Annotated in this window: 8 protein-coding genes; 2 read left to right on the top strand and 6 right to left on the bottom strand. The window is 68.6% G+C overall.

Annotation, left to right across the window (positions count from 1 at the left end; translation table 11 throughout):
- Positions 1-2 precede the first annotated feature (2 nt).
- From J2T57_RS08430 to J2T57_RS08405, 6 genes are all read right to left on the bottom strand, one after another.
- Positions 3-431 (bottom strand): hypothetical protein, encoded by a 429-nt coding sequence (locus tag J2T57_RS08430; RefSeq protein WP_253476672.1) that lies wholly within the window; start codon positions 429-431, stop codon positions 3-5.
- 174 nt (positions 432-605) lie between these two features.
- A complete protein-coding gene (locus J2T57_RS22400) occupies positions 606-1,724 on the bottom strand; it encodes an OmpA family protein (protein WP_253476670.1) in 1,119 nt (372 codons plus the stop codon).
- 169 nt (positions 1,725-1,893) lie between these two features.
- Positions 1,894-4,311, bottom strand: a complete 2,418-nt coding sequence (locus tag J2T57_RS08420) for a fibronectin type III domain-containing protein (protein WP_253476668.1) — start codon at positions 4,309-4,311, stop codon at positions 1,894-1,896.
- A 65-nt stretch (positions 4,312-4,376) separates the two neighbouring features.
- A complete protein-coding gene (locus tag J2T57_RS08415; protein WP_253476666.1) occupies positions 4,377-9,005 on the bottom strand; it encodes a fibronectin type III domain-containing protein in 4,629 nt (1,542 codons plus the stop codon).
- A gap of 56 nt (positions 9,006-9,061) precedes the next feature.
- Complete coding sequence (locus tag J2T57_RS08410; protein ID WP_253476664.1) at positions 9,062-13,954, bottom strand: fibronectin type III domain-containing protein; 4,893 nt, start codon at positions 13,952-13,954, stop codon at positions 9,062-9,064.
- Between the two features lie 84 nt (positions 13,955-14,038).
- Positions 14,039-14,794 (bottom strand): hypothetical protein, encoded by a 756-nt coding sequence (locus J2T57_RS08405; RefSeq protein WP_253476662.1) that lies wholly within the window; start codon positions 14,792-14,794, stop codon positions 14,039-14,041.
- A gap of 131 nt (positions 14,795-14,925) precedes the next feature.
- On the opposite strand from J2T57_RS08405, the gene J2T57_RS08400 reads away from it, so the two are divergent.
- Positions 14,926-15,219 carry a hypothetical protein gene (locus J2T57_RS08400; protein ID WP_253476660.1) on the top strand — a complete coding sequence of 98 codons (294 nt, stop codon included), beginning with the start codon at positions 14,926-14,928 and terminating at the stop codon, positions 15,217-15,219.
- An 81-nt stretch (positions 15,220-15,300) separates the two neighbouring features.
- On the top strand, positions 15,301-16,578 hold the full coding sequence (locus J2T57_RS08395; protein WP_253476658.1) for a hypothetical protein: 1,278 nt from the start codon (positions 15,301-15,303) through the stop codon (positions 16,576-16,578).
- The last annotated feature ends 23 nt before the right edge of the window (positions 16,579-16,601 follow it).

Raw genomic sequence — 16,601 nt, 5'->3', positions numbered from 1 at the left:
AGTCAATCGGCCTCATTCAGCATGGCGGCGAGTCCGGCGGCGCGAAGCGCCTGGTAGCCGCCGTTTTCGCGCGCATCGACGGCGACCACGGCCGACCAGTCGATCGGACGGGTGGAGACATACCAGTCGCTGTCGCCACCGCCGACCTCGGCGAGTACCGCAAGCCAGACGGGGTCAGCGCCCTGCGCCCGGGCGAAGTCCTGCCAGGGCTGAACATGCGCGCGGGGGATTTCGATCGACAGGCGGATCGCGGTCTTGTCGAGGATGCCGGCAGCCCAGAGCTGTGCCTCGAACACGTCACTCGCGGTCAGCCAGACCACCGGCTCGCCCAGCTGATCGGTGGGGTGGAGCGCGTTGTGGGTGGTGCTGATCACCCGCGATTTCAGAATGAGTGGCAGGTGGAGCGTCGAGGTGTAGTGGTAGAGCAGCATGATCTCTCCTGGTGGCCTACGGGGCAGCGCCCGACGCAAGTATAGCGCCGTACCCCGCCAGTTCGTCCATGATACCGTCTGATTTAAATGCCCACAAATTATTGTGCAAGGCTGCGGCGGCCCGCGCCTGCTGGTCAGACCAGGTAGGTGAGGCCAGACAGGCGCCCTGCCCGTCTAGCGCGCGACTAGCCGAAGCTCGATGCGGCGATTGGCCTGGTACGCTGCCGCCCCCCGCCCCTCCTCGAGGGGTTCGAACTCGGCGCGGCCGACGGCGGCGAGATGCGTGCCGGCCACGCCCTGCTCGACAAGGTAGGTGGTGACCGCGAGTGCCCGGGCGCCGGAGAGCTCCCAGTTGGAGGGGAAGCGCTCGGTTGCGATCGGGCGCGCATCGGTGTGTCCCGCGACCTCCACTAGCCAGTTGGCGGCCTCGGGGATCTCGGCGATGGTCTCGCTCAGCGCCTCCGCCACGTGGTCAAGGCGCTCGCGCGCGCCGGGTGCGAGTGTCGCCGAGGCCGCCCCGAAGAGGGCGTCGCTCTGGAGAATAATGCGATCGCCAAGCTGTCGTGGTGCCGCCTCCCCGTCGAGGCGCGTCGCGAGGCGCTCGGCCAGCGCTTCGTGGTGGGCGCGCATGGGGTCGACCCCCTCGATCGGCACGGGGCTTAGCTGGCGCGAGAGTTCGTCGATCTCCGCGCTCTTGTCTGCCAGGCGCGCATCGGCGCGCGCGCTTGCCTCTCTGTGGCGGCGGTCCCGCTCGCTCAGCGCCTCGTTCAGTGCCTCCAGGCGCGTGATTCGGAGACCCCTGATTCCACTCAGTAGCTCAAGGTTCTCCCGCGCCTTCTCGGCGCTCTCGACTGCCGCCTCCGCCGTGCGTGCGCGCTCGAGCGCCGCGTCGCGCTCGGCGCTGAGCGCGCCCACCTCCCGGGCCAGGGGCTCCAGGCAGGCGGCCTCGGGCGCAGCGAGGCAGGTGGTGGCGAAGGCGCGATCGTAGCGGCGGTAGACCTCGGACGGGTCGAAGCCGCCGACTGGCTGGCGCGTTGAGATCTGCACCGCCAGATCCGTCTCCGGGTAATCCTCCTGGATACGCTCGAGGTTCTCGCGGGCGTCGCGCAGCAGCGCGAAGCGCTCGGCCGCCTCAGCGCGCTCGGCGCGCTCGAAGAGCCGCGTCGCCTCGACCAGCAGGCGGTTTGCCGCCCCGCGCTCGTCGGCGGCAACCGGCGTGCCGAGTGTCAGCAGCAGCGCACTGAGTAGCAGCGCCAGGACGGTGGTTGGCTGTTGTCGTTGTGGGTTCTTCACGGTGGGCTCCCCTGCCTGCTGCCTCGGTGCTCGTCGAGAGTAGCGCATGCGCGGTTGCCCGCAAAGGCGTACCTGCACCGCACGCTGGCGTCACCCTGCCGGTTGCCGGGGTGTGTGCGGGCGCGGGAGCGCCTGGCGCCCCTGCACCAGTCTCCCGACACGGGCGGCCCTAGCGCCCGAGCCCCGACACGCCCGAGCGGAACAGGTAGCCGCTCGCCGCGCGCTGCCCGGTCGCACTCCCGCTCGCCTGGCTGGCACCGGCGGCGTTCACCGCACGCACCGTATAGGTGGCGATCTCGCCCGGCGCGGGGTCGGTGTCGAGGTAGGCGGTGTCGATCAGTGCGGTCAGGAACGCGCCGTTGCGGTAGAGGTCGTAGCGGCTTGCGAGCGCAACGCTCTCCCAGGTGACGTGGATGCCATCGGCGCGCCCGGTGCTCGCACTGAGCGACTGCGGCTGATCGGGGGCGATCAGGCGCAGGCCTGTCACCGCGGCGGAGGGCTCGCTGGTGCCGGCGGCGTTGACCGAGGCGACGGTGTAGTTGTGGGCAACGCCCGGGGTGGCGCCCGTGTCCTGGTAGCCCGCCTGGGGGACGGTTGCGATGACGCTGCCGTCGCGGCGGATCTCATAGCCTGCGGCAAGGGCGACCGCGCTCCAGCTGAGCGTGACGTGGTCGGGCGACTCGCCATCGCCGGCTGCGAGATCAGCCGGTGGTGGTGCGATGGCAAGGCGGATGCCCTCGGCGCCTGCGGAGACGCCGCCGGTGCCGGCCGCGTTGTCTGCGCGCACCCAGTACCAGTAGCTCGCGCCTGGCGCGGCGCTGGTGTCATCGTAGTGCGTCTGCGCGCTGCCGACGCTCGCGACCACGCTTGCCTCGGCAAGGCTCTCGCTGCCCGAGCGGAGCACCGCGTAGCTTTCGGCCTCGCCGGCGGCCGACCAGGTGAGGCGCACCGCGTCGGCGTCGGTGTTGCGTGTCGCATTGAGATCAGCCGGTGCCCCTGGCAGCGCACGCGTGGTGGCCGTGGTGGTCGACCAGGTGGAGACGTGATCGTCATTCTCCGCGCGCACCTCGACCGTGTAGGTCGTCCCATCGGCCATCGCGCCAACCGTGAGCGCCGTCTCCGTGGTGGTCTGTGTCTGGGAGAAGTCCCCTGGGCCTGTGACGCGCACACGGTAGCGCGTCGCCGCGCTCACCGCCGACCAACTGATGCTCGTCTGGCGCACCTCGCCATCACTCGCGAGCAGCGCGGTGACCGCCGCCGGCTCTGGCAGCAGGCGGTAGCCCTCACCCTGTGCCTGCACCCAGGCGGAGTTCTGTGTGTCATAGGGGCCGTTCAGGGTCTGTGCGCGCACGCGGTAGCTTGCGCTCGCCCCCGTGTCGATCCCGGTGTCCATGAAGCCGGTCTCCAGGACGTTCTGGGCAATGCTCTCCCAGCCACTGCCGGTATTGCGCTCAATCTGGTAGCGATCGGCGTTGCTCCCGGCCCCCCAGGTGATGAGGATTGCATCCTGCCGGTCGGTAGTGGCGGTCACGCTCGACGGCGCCCCGGGCGTGAGCAGGCGGTAGCCGGAGGCAAGGCCCTGGTAGGCGGAGTTGCGCCAGCCATAGCCGTCGTTTGCGTTGCGCGCGCGCACCTGATACTCAAAGACCTCACCGGCTGGCACCGCCTCGGTGAGCGTGGTCGCGGTGAGCTCGGTGCCCCGGTTCGACCAGCTCCCGCCCGGTGAGCGGCGCTGGAGCTGGTAGTGCGTCGCGCTGCTGACAGCACTCCAGCTGATCTCGATCGCATCGGTGCGATCCGTGCTCGCGCTGATCGTCGCAGGTGCTGCCGGTGTGACCAGGCGGTAGCCCGTCTCCGGTGCGCTGAAGCTCGACCAGAGTGTCAGGTTGCCGCTTGGCGTTGCGTTCACCCGCCGGGCCTGCACGCGATACTCATACTCACTGCCCGCATTGGCTGTGGTGTCGGTGTAGGCGGTCGCGCCGCCCGAGAGGTTGAACGTCGCCACATTATTGAAGTTGTTGCCGGCGAGCGCCCGCTGCACGGCGATCCGGTCTGCGTCACTGACGGCACTCCAGCTGATCTGGATGTCTCCCGTGCGGTTGGTGGTGGCGGTCACGTTTACAGGCGTCTCGGGGCGGATGGGGATAAAGCCCTGGGCCGTGCTGCCGAGATTCATCCAGTTGCTGTACTGGGGGGCCCCAAACATGTTGAACCCGGTCAGCTCCCGATACTGCGCCTGGATGGAAATCGTCTCACCTGCAGGCAGCGTTGTGTAAGGGCCAAGCACGAGCGGGTTCCCCGAACCTCCGGAGACGCACTGAAACCGCTGCGACTGGTTTGCGGTTGCCGTGCCGGGTCCATCTGAGCTTGTGATCAACGCCCTCAGGCTGCCGTTTTGTACGCTCGATGGGCAGCCGTACATCGTGACCGACAGCCCGTTGGTCTGGTTGGTCGTCGCGCTGATGGTGAAGGCAGCCGCCTGGGCGGCTGGGAGCAGTGCCAGTGCTGCCAGTGCCGCGAGCCCGATGGTTCGGATCCCGCCCCAGCCCTCTCCGCACCGCCGTCCCGATGTCTTCAGTCCGCCCATGCCGCATCTCCTGCTTTAATATAACTTCAATTAATCATACCGCAGTTTTTCCCCGAATGGGTGACTTATCGCCCCCCCATGCCGGAGCGGAACTGGAAGCCGCCGGCGGCGCGCTGTCCGGTGGCACTGCCACTCGCCTGGCTGGCACCGGCGGCGTTGACCGCGCGCACGCTGTAGGTGGCGATCTCACCGGGTGCGAGATCCGTGTCGAGGAAGGCGGTGTCGATCAGGGCTGTCAGGAACGTGCCGTTTCGATAGAGGTCGTAGCGGCTCGCCCAGTCGGTCGCGCTCCAGGCGACGGCGATGCCATCGACGCGGCTCTCGCTTGCCGTGATCGTCGTCGGCGACTCCGGTGCGATCAGGCGAAGGCCCTCGACCTCATCAGAGGCCTCGCTGGTGCCGGCAGCATTCACGGAAGTGACCGTGTAGCGGTGGACAACACCGGCGGTGGCGCCCGCGTCCTGGTAGCTCGTGCCGCTGGTGGTTGCGATGACGCTGCCGTCCCTGCGGATCTCGTAGCTTTCAGCAAGATCAACGCCGCTCCATCCAAGGGCGACGAAGTCGGCCGACTCGCCGCTTGCCGCAGTGAGATCCTGCGGCGGTGCGACGATGCCAAGGCGCATGCCACTCGCCGCGGCGGAGGCCTCGCTCGTGCCGGCGGCGTTCACCGCGCGCACCCGGTAGCTGTGGGCGACCAGTGGATCAACCGCGCTGTCCTGGTAGCTGGTCGCACTCAGTGTTGCGATGGCCACACCATCGCGCTCGAGCACGTAGCTCTCGGCGAACGCGACGGGCTGCCAGCTGACGTTAATGCGTGCCGGGTGGGTGGCGTTGCTCGCTGAGACCCCGGTCGGTGCGCTGGCAACCCCAAGGCGAAGGCCCTCGGCGACTGCCGAGTAGGGGCTCGTGCCTGCCGCGTTCACCGCCCGCACCCGGTAGCTGTGGGTGGTATTCGGGGTCGCGGTGGTGTCGTTGTAGCCGGGCGCACCCACGGTCGCGATGACGCTGCCGTCACGCTCGATCTCGTAGCTATCCGCGAAGTCCATCGGCTGCCAGCTGAGTGCGACATGCTCGGTGGAGGTGCCGCTCGTCGCCGAAAGCCCCTGGGGGGAGGCGGCCGGCGCCAGGCGGTAGCCCTCGGCGGGGGCACTGGCATCCGAGCTGCCGGCCGCATTCACCGCCACCACCTGGTAGCTGTAAATGGTGTTCGCCTCCACCGTGTCGTCGATGTAACTGCTGGCGCTGGTGGTGGCGATCTCGGCGCCGTCACGCAGCACCCGGTAGGTGTCTGCGAACGCGACCGCCTGCCAGTTGAGCGCGACGTGTTCGGTGGAGTCGCCCTCGCCTGCCGAGAGTCCCGTTGGCGTGGCTGGCACGGGCAGGCTGTAGCCCTCGACCACGGCCGAGCGCGGCGAGTCGCCGGCGGCGTTCTCGGCGATGACGTGGTAGTCGTAGCGCTGTCCGGGCACCACATCGGTGTCCGTGTGGCCGGGTGTCGTCGTGGTTGCGATCAGCACATCGTCGCGGTAGAGGCGATAGCCCTCGGCAAGTGCTGCCGCACTCCAGTCGAGCTCGACGTGGTCGCTGAACGTGGCCTGCGTTGCGCTCAGTCCGCCAGGGGCAGGCGGTGTGGCCAGGCGCTCGCCCGCGGCTGGCTCGGAGTAACCGCCGAGGCCTGCGGCGTTCTCCGCGCGCACCCAGTAGAAGTAGGCGGTGCCGGGTGTGGCGCTGGTGTCGTTGTACCCCGTGGCACTGACCCCGCTTGCGATCTGCTCGCGCCCGGCGGTATCACTGCTGGTATTGCGATAGACGCGGTAGCTTGCCGCGAACTCGACCGCCTCCCAGCTGAGGGCAACCCGATCGGCATGGTCGCGCACGCTTGCGGAGAGCCCCTCCACGGCCCCGGGCGATGGCAGGGCAAGCCCACTGACGCCAGCGCTGTAGGCGGAGTTGCCTGCATCGTTCTCGGCGCGCACCCGGTAGGTGTAGCTGGTGCCCGGGGTGACCGCGGCGTCGGTGTAGGCCGGCTCGCTTGTGGTGGCGATCACCGTGCCGTTACGCGTCACCCGGTAGGCCGTTGCCGTGGCACTCGCTGTCCAGGCAAGCGTGATGCGATCGGGATGCGTCGCCTGGCTTGCCGTGAGCCCCGCCGGCACCATTGGTGCGGCGAGGCGCTCGCCGCTCGCCGCCGCGCTGTAGCCGGAGAGTCCTGCGGCGTTCTCGGCGCGCAGCCAATAGAAGTAGGTCACGCCGGGCTCCGCCGTGGTGTCGGCGAAGGCGGTATTGGCAAGGCCTGCGGTGAGCAGCTCACGGCCGCTCGCGCTCTCAATGGTGTTTCGGTAGAGACGGTAGCTATCCGCATGGGAGACCGCCTGCCAGCTCACGGCCACGCGGTCGCTGTGGGTGCGCGTCGTCGCCGAGACGCCCGCGGGGGCTGCCGGTGGGGCGAGCCGTGCCCCGCTGACCGGCCCGCTGCGGGCGCTGGTGCCAGCGGCGTTGGTGGCCGAGACCCAGTAGTAGTAGGTGGCGCCAGGGGTCGCGCTCGTGTCATCGAAAAGCGTCCCTGGCAGATTGCTCGCAAGCAGCGTGCGATCACCACCACCGGACTGCGTGCCCCGGTAGACCCGGTAGCTCGCCGCGGCCTCGGCATGATTCCAGGTGACCCGCACGTGCTCGGCGGCAGTGTGCTCGCTTGCGCCAAGGCCGGCTGGTGCCTGCGGCGGTGCGAGTGCGAAGCCAGGCGCCGTGGCCGAGAGGCCCGAATTGCCGGCGGCGTTCTCGGCACGCACGCGGTAGTCATGGACGACGCCGGGGCTCGCCCCGGTGTCGTCGAAGCCCGTCGCGGTGGTTGTGCCAATCGGCGCGCCGTCACGGAAGACCCGGTAGAGATCCGTGCGCGCGGTCGGCGACCAGGCGAGCTCGACGCGGTCGGTGAAGTCCCCGGTGGTGGCGAAAAGCCCCTGCGGGACGCTCGGCACGGCGAGGCGCTCGCCGCTGACCGCCGCCGTGTAGTTCGAGCTCGCATCGACATTCTCGGCGCGCACGCGGTACTCATACGCGACGCCGGCAACTGCGCTTGCGTCAAGATGGCCCGTGGTTGCGCTGCTCGCGATGACCGCCCAGCTGCCGCCCGTGGTGCGGCGCTGGATGCGGTAGCCAGAGGCGCCATTCGCAGCCGACCAGCCAAGCGCGACGTGGTCCGGGTGCGTGGTGGTGGCACTCAGTCCACCCGGCACCGCGGGTGCTGCCAGCGGGAAGCGCACGTCGCTGCCGGTGCGAAAGGCGCTCACACCATCGACGTTCACGCCCCGCACCCGGTAGGTGTAGTCATTGCCCCGTGAGATGTCGCTGTCGCTGTACCCACTTCCCGAGGTCGTGGTGAGAAGCGACCAGCTGCCGCCATTCACGCGCCGCTCCAGGCGGTAGCTTGTGGCGTTGCTCGACGTGCTCCAGGCGACCGTGATCTCGTTGCCGAGCAATGCCGCCTCGATGGTGCCAGGCACGGCCGGGGTGGCGAGCGGGAAGCGCACGGTCTCCCCCGTGCGATAGCCGCTCTGGGAGTCGGCGTTCTCGGCGCGCACGCGGTAGCGGTAGTCATTGCCGCGAACAATACTGCTGTCACTCCAGCTGGTGGCGCTCTGGGTGCGCACAACCTCCCACGCCCCGCCGTTGGCCTGGCGCTCGACGCGGTAGGTGCTCGCGTTGCTCGCCGCACTCCAGCTCACCGCCATCGACGTGCCCGAGAGGCTCGTGCTGATTGAGCCCGGCACGGCGGCGTCGGCGAACGGGTAGCGCACGGTCTCACCGGTCCGGTAGCCGCTCGCCTCGTCCGGGTTGGTGGCGCGCACGCGATAGCGGTAGTCGTTGCCAGGCGAGATGTTGCTGTCGCTCCAGGAGGTGCCGCTCTGGGTGCGCACAGTGGTGTAGCCACCGCCATTTACGCTGCGCTCAACCTCGTAGCCGGTCGCGTTCGCGGCACTCCCCCAGGAGAGGCTCATCGCGCCACTGTTGAGGCTCGTACTGATCGAGCCGGGTGTGGCCGGGACGGGGTAGCTTGCCGTGACCAGGTTGCCGGTGCGGTAGCTGCCGTTGCGATCGGCATTCTCGGCGCGCACGCGGTAGCGGTAGGTGTTGCCGTAGCTGATGTTGTTATCCGTCCAGCTCCGGGTGCTCGAGGCCGACTGTGTGCGCACGGTCACGTACCCGCCGCCATTGACGCTGCGCTGGATGCGGAAGGTGGTGGCGTTGCTCGACGCCCCCCAGGTGATGGGAATGCTGTTGCTGGTGGTGTTGCTGTAGCTAATCGAGCCTGGCTGGCCAGGCGTTGGGAAGGGCCAGTAATCGCTGTCAGTGTCCCGATTGCTCCAACTGCCTCCCATGATGCCACGGCGCTGGAGGCGATAGCGGTACCAGCCTGGTCCCGTCTCCAGAACAAAAACCCTCGGATTCCTGTCCGATGCCGTCCATGATTGGAATACCTCGCCGGTATCCATGTTGACGATCCTAAAGCTTGCGAGGTCATTGTTTCGGGATGTCGCAGTGATCCGCACGAGCTCTTTGTTGTCGAATCCATAGCTTGGGAAGTAGCGGACCTCGATGCTGCCGGCGCTTGCCGCCTGTGCCCCGAGGAGGGTCGTGAGCAGCAGGAGTATCGCTGCGACAAGGCGACGGAGGTAGCGCTGATCACTGTGCATGGTGGTCTCTCTCTTCTATGGTCCCAATGGCATCAACAAAAAGGGCCGGGCGGGGTCTAGCGCGACCCCATCCCCGAGCGGAACTGGAAGCCGCCGGCGGCGCGCTGGCCCGTGGCGCCTGCACTCGCCTGGCTTGCGCCGGCGGCGTTGACCGCCCGCACGCTGTAGCTGGCCGACTCACCGGGCGCGAGGTCGGTGTCGAGATAGGTGGTGTCGATCAGCGCGGTCAGGAATTCGCCGTTGCGATACAGGTCGTAGCGCCCCGCCCAGCTGGTCTCACTCCAGCTGACCGCAATGCCGTCGAGGCGGCTTGTGGTGGCGCTGATCGTCTGCGGCTGCTCGGGGGCGATCAGGCGAAGGCCGCTCACAGTGGCGGAGGGCTCGCTCGTCCCCGCGGCGTTCACCGAAGCGACGGTGTAGCTGTGCGAGACGCCCGCACTCGCCCCCGTGTCCTGGTAGCCACTCTGCGAGACGGTCGCGATCACGCTGCCATCGCGGCGGATCTCGTAGCTCGCGGCGAGCGCAACCGCACTCCAGCTGAGGGCGACGTAATCGGCCGACTCGCCGTTCGCTGCGGCGAGGTCAGCCGGTGGCGCCACCACGCCCAGGCGCATGCCGGTGGCCAGCACGGAGGGCTCGCTGATACCCGCTGCATTCACCGCACGCACCCGGTAGCTGTGCGCCACCAGGGGGTCGACCGCGCTGTCCTGGTAGCTCGTGGTGCCAACCGTGGCGATCACAACACCGTCTCGCTCAAGCGTGTAGGTGTCTGCGTAGGCGCTCGCCTGCCAGCTCACGGTGATTCGCGCCGGATGGGTTGCCTGGCTGGCGCTGACCCCGGTCGGGGGCTGCGCGACGCCAAGACGCAGTCCCTCTGCATGCGATGAGTAGGCGCTGGTGCCGGCGGCGTTGACGGCGCGCACCCGGTAACGGTGGGTGGTGTTCGCCACAGCCGTGGTGTCCTGATAGCCAGGCGTGCTAACCGTGGCGATCACGCTGCCGTCACGCTCGATTTCGTAGCTCTCGGCAAAGTCCATGGGCTGCCAGCTGAGCGCGACGTGCGTGGTGTGGCTGCCATCGCTCGCGCTAAGCCCCTGCGGTGCGGCGGCCGGTGCCAGGCGATAGCCCTGCGCGGGGGCGCTTGCCGCAGAGCTCCCTGCGGCGTTCTCGGCCACCACGCGGTAGCTGTGGATGGTGTTCGGCTCGATCGCCGCATCCAGATAGGCGGTGGCGCTCACCGTTGCGATCAGCACGCCATCGCGCAACACCTGGTAGGTGTTGGCGAACTCGACGGCCTGCCAGCTGAGCGCGACATGCTCCGTGGAGGTGCCCTCGCCTGCCGAGAGACCCGTGGGAGTCGCTGGCACGGGCAGGCTGTAGCCCTCAACCACGCTGCTGCGCGGCGAGTCACCGGCCGCGTTCTCGGCGACGACGTGGTAGCTGTAGCGCTGCCCCGGCACGACCTCGGTGTCGGTGTAGGTGAGCGCGCTCGTGGTGCTCGCAATCAGCACCTCGTCCCGGTAGACGCGGTAGCCGTCCGCCTGCGCCGATGCCGACCAGCTGAGTTCCACGCGGTCGCTGAGGTCCGCCTGCGTGACGCTCAGCCCAGCGGGTGCTGGCGGTGTCGCCAGCCGCTCGCCGCTGACAGCCTCGGAGTAGGCGCCGAGGCCTGCGGCGTTCTCCGCGCGCACCCAGTAGGTGTAGTGCGTGCCGGGGGTTGCGCTGGTGTCGTTGTACCCCGTGGCACTGACCCCGCTTGCGATCTGCTCGCGCCCCGCTGTCTCGGCGCTGGTGTTGCGGTAGACACGGTAGCTTGCGGCGAACTCGACCGCCCCCCAGTTGAGGGCGACGCGATCGGCATGCTCGCGGACACTCGCCGTCAGCCCCTCCACGCCGCCCGGTGCGGGCAGCGCAAGGCCGCTCGCGGCCTGGCTGTAGGCGGAGTGGCCGGCTGCGTTCTCCGCGCGCACGCGGTAGCTGTAGGTCGTGCCCGCAGCCACGTCGGTGTCGCTGTACTCGGGGCTCGTCGTGGTCGCGATCACCGTGGCGTTGCGGGTAATCCGGTAGGTGCTCGCCGTGGCAACCCCCTCCCAGGAGAGCGTGATGCGATCGGCGTGCGTCGCCTGGCTTGCCGAGAGCCCGGTTGGCACCATTGGTGCAGCGAGCCGCTCGCCGCTTGCCGAGGCGCTGAAGCCTGAGAGCCCGGCCGCATTCTCCGCGCGCACCCAGTAGTGGTAGCGCGTGCCGGCGATCGCACCGGTGTCGTTGTAGGCACTTGCGCCGATCCCGCTTGCAATCTCCACCCGGCCGGTCGCGCTGTCCTCGGTGTTGCGGTAGACGCGATAGCTTGCCGCATGGGCGACCGCCGCCCAGGAGAGCGCCACGTGCTCGGTGTGGGTGCGCGTGGTGGCGGCGACGCCTTGCGGCGCGCCCGGCACCCCGAGGCGGACTCCGCTGACCGGGCCGGCCAGCGCGCTCGAGCCGGCCGCATTGGTCGACGCGACCCAGTAGTAGTAGGTGGCGTCGGCAACCGCCGTGGTGTCCTCAAAGAGCGTCCCGGGGAGATTGCTCGTAAGCACTCCGCGGTCGCTGCCATTGGGCTGCGTGCCGCGGTAGACGCGGTAGGCGGCTGCGGCCTCGGCGTGGTTCCAGGTCACGCGGATGTGATCGGCGGAGCTCCGCGTGCCCGCGGCAAGGCCGCCCGGTGTCGCTGGCGGGGCGAGCGCGTAGCCCTGCGCCGTGGCGGAGAGTGCCGAGTTGCCTGCGACGTTCTCGGCGCGCACGCGGTAGTCATGCACGACGCCCGGTGTGGCGGTGGCGTCGTCGAAGGCGGGCTCGGTGGTGGTACCAATCGGTGCGCCGTCGCGGAAGATGCGATAGAGGTCGGTCCGGGCACTCGCACCCCAGGAGAGCTCGACGCGGTCTGTGAAATCGCCCTGCGAGGCAAAGAGTCCGGCCGGTGTCGGCGGCACCGCCAGGCGCTCACCGCCGACGGCCTGTCCGTAGGCGGAGTTCGCGTCCACATTCTCGGCGCGCACGCGATACTCATAGGCGGTGCCGGCGATCGCGCTGGTGTCGAGGTGGGTGGTGTTCGCGCTGCTGGCAATGGCCGACCAGCTCCCGCCGCTCGTGCGCCGCTGGATCCGGTAGCCCGTCGCACCGCTCGCCGCGGACCAGGCGAGCGCCACATGATCGGGGTGGGTCGTGGTCGCGGTCAGCCCGCCCGGCACCGCCGGGGCGAGGAGCGGGAAGCGCACGTCAGCTGCGCTGCGATAGGCGCTCACGGCATCGACGTTCTCGGCGCGCACGCGGTAGGTGTAGTTGTTGCCGCGATCGATGGCGCTGTCGCTCAGGCTCGTCGTGGACTGGATCGAGCGGGTCTCCCATCCGCCGCCGTTGACCCGGCGCTCGAGGCGGTAGCTGCTTGCGTTGGCGGCGGCCGACCAGCTGACGTCCACGCTGGCGCCGGAGAGCGTGGCCTCGATCGCGCCGGGCACGGCCGGGGTTGCCAGCGGAAAGCGCACCTCGAGCCCCGTACGATAGCCGCTCTGGGAGTCGGCGTTCTCGGCGCGCACGCGGTAGCGGTAGTCATTGCCGCGAACAATACTGCTGTCACTCCAGCTGGTGGCGCTCTGGGTGCGCACAACCTCCCACGCCCCGCCGTTGGCCTGGCGCTCGACGCGGTAGTTGCTAGCGTTATTGGCAGCGCTCCAGCTGACCGCCATCGCCGTGCCCGAGAGGCTCGTGCTAATCGAGCCCGGCACGGCTGCGTCGGCGAACGGGTAGCGCACGGTGTCACCGGTCCGATAGCCCCCGGGTTCATCCGGGTTCACGCCACGCACGCGGTAGCGGTAATCGTTGCCAGGTGAGATGCTACTGTCGGTCCAGGACGTCCCGCTCTGGGTGCGCACGGTGCTGTACCCGCCGCCATTGACGCTGCGCTGCACCTCGTAGCTTGTCGCATTCGCTGCACTGCCCCAGGAGAGACTCATGGCGCCGGCGTTCACGCTGTAGCCAATCGAGCCGGGTGTGCCCGGGACGGGGTAGCGCGCGCTCACCGTCGGGCCGGTCCGATAGCTCCCGTTTCGATCCGTGTTCTCACCGCGTACGCGGTAGACATAGGTGTTGCCGTGGCTCACGTTCGTGTCGGTCCAGCTGCGCGTGCTCGAGGCCGACTGGGTGCGCACGGTCACGTACCCGCCGCCATTGACGCTGCGCTGGATGCGGAAGGTGGTGGCGTTGCTCGACGCCCCCCAGGTGATGGGGATGCTGTTGCTGGTGGTGTTGCTGTAGCTGATCGAGCCTGGCTGCGCGGGGGTGGGCAGGACGCGATAGCCACTCGCCGTGCCGCGCCAGCTGGAGTCGCCGGCGGCATTGGAGGCGCGCACCCGATACTCGTAGGAGACGCCCGGCGTTGCGCCGGTGTCGGTCCAGGAGGTGCCGCTTTGTGTGCGCACGGTGGCGTAGCTCCCGCCCACCGCACGGCGCTGGAGCGTGTAGCTGGTCGCGCGAGCCGCCGAGCCCCAGCTGATCTGGATATCGGACTGGCGGGTGTTCGTGGCCGAAATGGACCCGGGCACCGCTGGCGCCTGGAGCAGGCTGCCGCTCCCTGATGCAATAATATCCCACGTCCAGCACCCCTCATTTATGCACGGTCTCTCCAGGCGGTAGGTGTGCGAGCCTGTCGCGCCGGTATCGTGGTGGGTGATGTTGCCGCTTCCCGACCAGCTGCGAATGATCGTGGTGTCGCGGCGCAGGCGCCAAGAGTTGGTGCCGGCATTCTGAATGGTCACCGTGATCTGATTGGCCTGGTTGTCGGACGCCGACAGGGAGGGTGGGGGCACAAACTGCGCTGATGCGCCCGGCGCAAAGCCAAGTAGCAGGGCGAGTAGCAGCGTTGCCACGGCGGACGCGCAGAAACGGCGAGCAAACTTGCAAAGAGCAGGCATGAGAATCCCCTGGCGTTTTTATTTAACTTTAAAATAAATGTGAAGCAGACGCAACGCCTGCCTCGTCGGTGATGCGGGGCCTTGCTAAACCTGCCGCGGGTGGTCCTCGAGCCAGCGCGCGGCCACTGCGCGCACGGCCGCGCTCGGCTCGCCGACGACCATGTTGCGCTCGCGGGCCTCGCCGGCCCACTGTGCCGCGCGCAGGCGCTGATCGGCATTGAGCCTCGGCGCGCGCTGCCACTGCTCAAGCGCCCAGAGCTTGTTGTGGCCGCGCAGGCTCGCGATCATGCCCCCCTGCTCGATGTCGCGCAGGGAATCGGCGAGTATGAGCTCAATGAGAGAGAGCCGGGCGCGGGCGCCCTGCTCGACCCGCGCGAAGGCTGCAAGCACCCGAGGGAGTCTGCGCTCGCGAAGGGCAATGAGGTTTGAGTGGATGAGTGTCAGCACGGCGCCAAGGCCGAGAATCTTCACCGCGCGCAGCAGCCCGTCGGTGCCCGCGAACCAGGGCGCTGCGGCAAAAAGCACGCCGACGGCGAGAAAGACACCGCTCATCCAGAGCAGCTCGGAGGCGGCCGCCGAGCCACGTCGCACGGTCAGTGTCTCGAGCGCGCGCAGCCCCTTGAAACCGAGTGCTGTGGTGAGCAGCAGCAGGCCGAGCGGCAGCACCCACAGCATGCCAAGCAGCCCGTGACGCTCGAGTATGCCGACGGCCGCCATGGCAAGGCAGCCAGCCGGGATCAGCGCACAGACGAGGCGGCTCGCCCGCTGGGCCTGGCGAAAGCCGATCAATCGTGCACGCGCCGGGGCGGCGAGCGTGGTGAGTTCATCAAGGGCAGTCACGGTGCGTCCTCCACGGTTTAGGCTGTCGATGGTAGTCGATCCTGACAGGGGTATCAATAATAAATAGAAAACAAATTTGACGTTGCCGGCGCAGACGCTAGTCTCTGGGTAGCCCACACGAGGAGTGACCCATGCACCACGACCTGCAGGCCATGATCTGCGCACACCTTGCCGCCGAGGCGCTGCCGGAGGTCACCGGCGCACTCAAGGCGCGACTCGATGACGTCCTTGCCGCCAGCGCCCGTGGCGATGTCCGCGGCCTCTCGACTGCGGCCGCTGGACTCATGCGCGCCATTGAGGCGCTGCTCCTCGCCGAGGGCGGCGAGACGCTGCTTGCCGCGGCGAGGCGATCGCGCGCGGCACCCGCCCAGCCCAGCCTGCCCCCCGACCATTACGCGGCGCCTGCGCCCGCCCGCGCTGCCTGAGGGGTCTGGTTCAGTGTTTAATAATTGACATATTAAAGGTTTCAGGTATAATGGGGGAACAGTCATCGTGAGGATGTTCCCATGGCGCAAGAAGGTTGGTTTCTGATTCGCGGCTCGTCGTTGGCCGTGGGGTTCCCCGGTCGGAGCGTGCCGACCACCATTCCCGCCTCGCACCCGAGCTACTCCGAGATCCTGCTCGCACTGGAGGTCGAGGACTATGCGCGGGTCGAGCAGTTGGTCGATCCCGTGCGCTCGCTCAGCGTTGAGTTCGGCGAGGGCTCGCGGGTGGTGATCCGCGAGGGTCAGCTCTATTTTGATGGCGCGCGAGTCAATAGCCGCCTCACCAAGGCGATCATGCGCATGGTGCTCCGCGGCGAGTCGGTGGCGAAGTTCGTGCGGCTGCTCGAGAACATCATGGAGAATCCCGATTCGCGCGCGATCGGCGAGCTCTACGGCTTTATCGAGGCGAATCAGCTGCCGGTCACCGCCGACGGCCAGGTGCTCGCCTACAAGGTGACCCGCAGTGACGGCTACGATCTCCACTCCGGGACCGTGCACTACCCGCTTGGCGCGGTGGTGGAGATGCCCCGCGATGAGGTCGATCCCGACCCGGAGCGGACCTGTTCGCGCGGGCTCCACGCCTGCAGCATGCGCTACCTCGCCGACAGCGGCTTTGGCGGGCAGCAGGCGCGCTGCGTGCTGGTGAAGATTCATCCGCGCGATTTCGTCGCCGTGCCCCGGGACTACAACGAGTCCAAGGCGCGCGTCTGCCGCATGCAGGTGGTGGGTGAGTTCATCGAGGGTGAGCGTGGCGAGCTGGCGCGCTTTGACGAGCGCATCCGCAAGTCGCTCGAGGCCTTCGGCGAGTCGGTGCGGCTGATGGGTGACGCGGACATGCGCGAGTTCCTCGGCTTCGAGCGGAAGGCCGGCCTTGATTTCTCCCACCTGCCGGGCGTCGGCGCCGAGGTCATGTTTGCCCGCGAGGGGCGGGCGCGCCGGGGTCTTGTCTGTGGCCATGTGGCGCCGGATGAGTCCATTGCCGGGGCGCTTCGCCGCTGCCGGCAGAGCGTGGCGAGTGCCGTCGCTGACGCCGCCGAGGCGCTCGGTATCGACCCCGAAGATGACTACGTCGCCTACGCCGCTGACCCGGTCGATGGCCGGGAGCGCTCGGTGAAAAGCCGCCTGCTGGTGCTCGACCGCGTCTGCCGGCATGGCGATGCGTTCGATGGCGAGGAGCAGGCCGGCCTGATTCCGCTCGATGAGGACAGCGACGATCCTGACGCCTTCCTCGGCTGCCCCTGGTACCAGGGCGTGGTCCATGTGGTGGACGCTGAGATGGTCGATGTCCTGGACGACTAGCTTCTTCAGGCGCCCCCCGCTCC

This window comes from Natronocella acetinitrilica, assembly GCF_024170285.1.
Classification (GTDB): Bacteria; Pseudomonadota; Gammaproteobacteria; order Nitrococcales; family Aquisalimonadaceae; genus Natronocella; species Natronocella acetinitrilica.
Note: the sequence above shows the minus strand (reverse complement) of the source record. Positions and strands in the feature narration are given on the sequence as shown.

Bases quoted from the DNA above. Each gene is read 5' to 3' on its own strand.
- J2T57_RS08430 (WP_253476672.1), bottom strand. From the start codon at position 431: ATGCTGCTCTACCACTACACCTCGACGCTCCACCTGCCACTCATTCTG.
- J2T57_RS08420 (WP_253476668.1), bottom strand. From the start codon at position 4,311: ATGGGCGGACTGAAGACATCGGGACGGCGGTGCGGAGAGGGCTGGGGC.
- J2T57_RS08415 (WP_253476666.1), bottom strand. From the start codon at position 9,005: ATGCACAGTGATCAGCGCTACCTCCGTCGCCTTGTCGCAGCGATACTC.
- J2T57_RS08410 (WP_253476664.1), bottom strand. From the start codon at position 13,954: ATGCCTGCTCTTTGCAAGTTTGCTCGCCGTTTCTGCGCGTCCGCCGTG.
- J2T57_RS08400 (WP_253476660.1), top strand. From the start codon at position 14,926: ATGCACCACGACCTGCAGGCCATGATCTGCGCACACCTTGCCGCCGAG.
- J2T57_RS08395 (WP_253476658.1), top strand. From the start codon at position 15,301: ATGGCGCAAGAAGGTTGGTTTCTGATTCGCGGCTCGTCGTTGGCCGTG.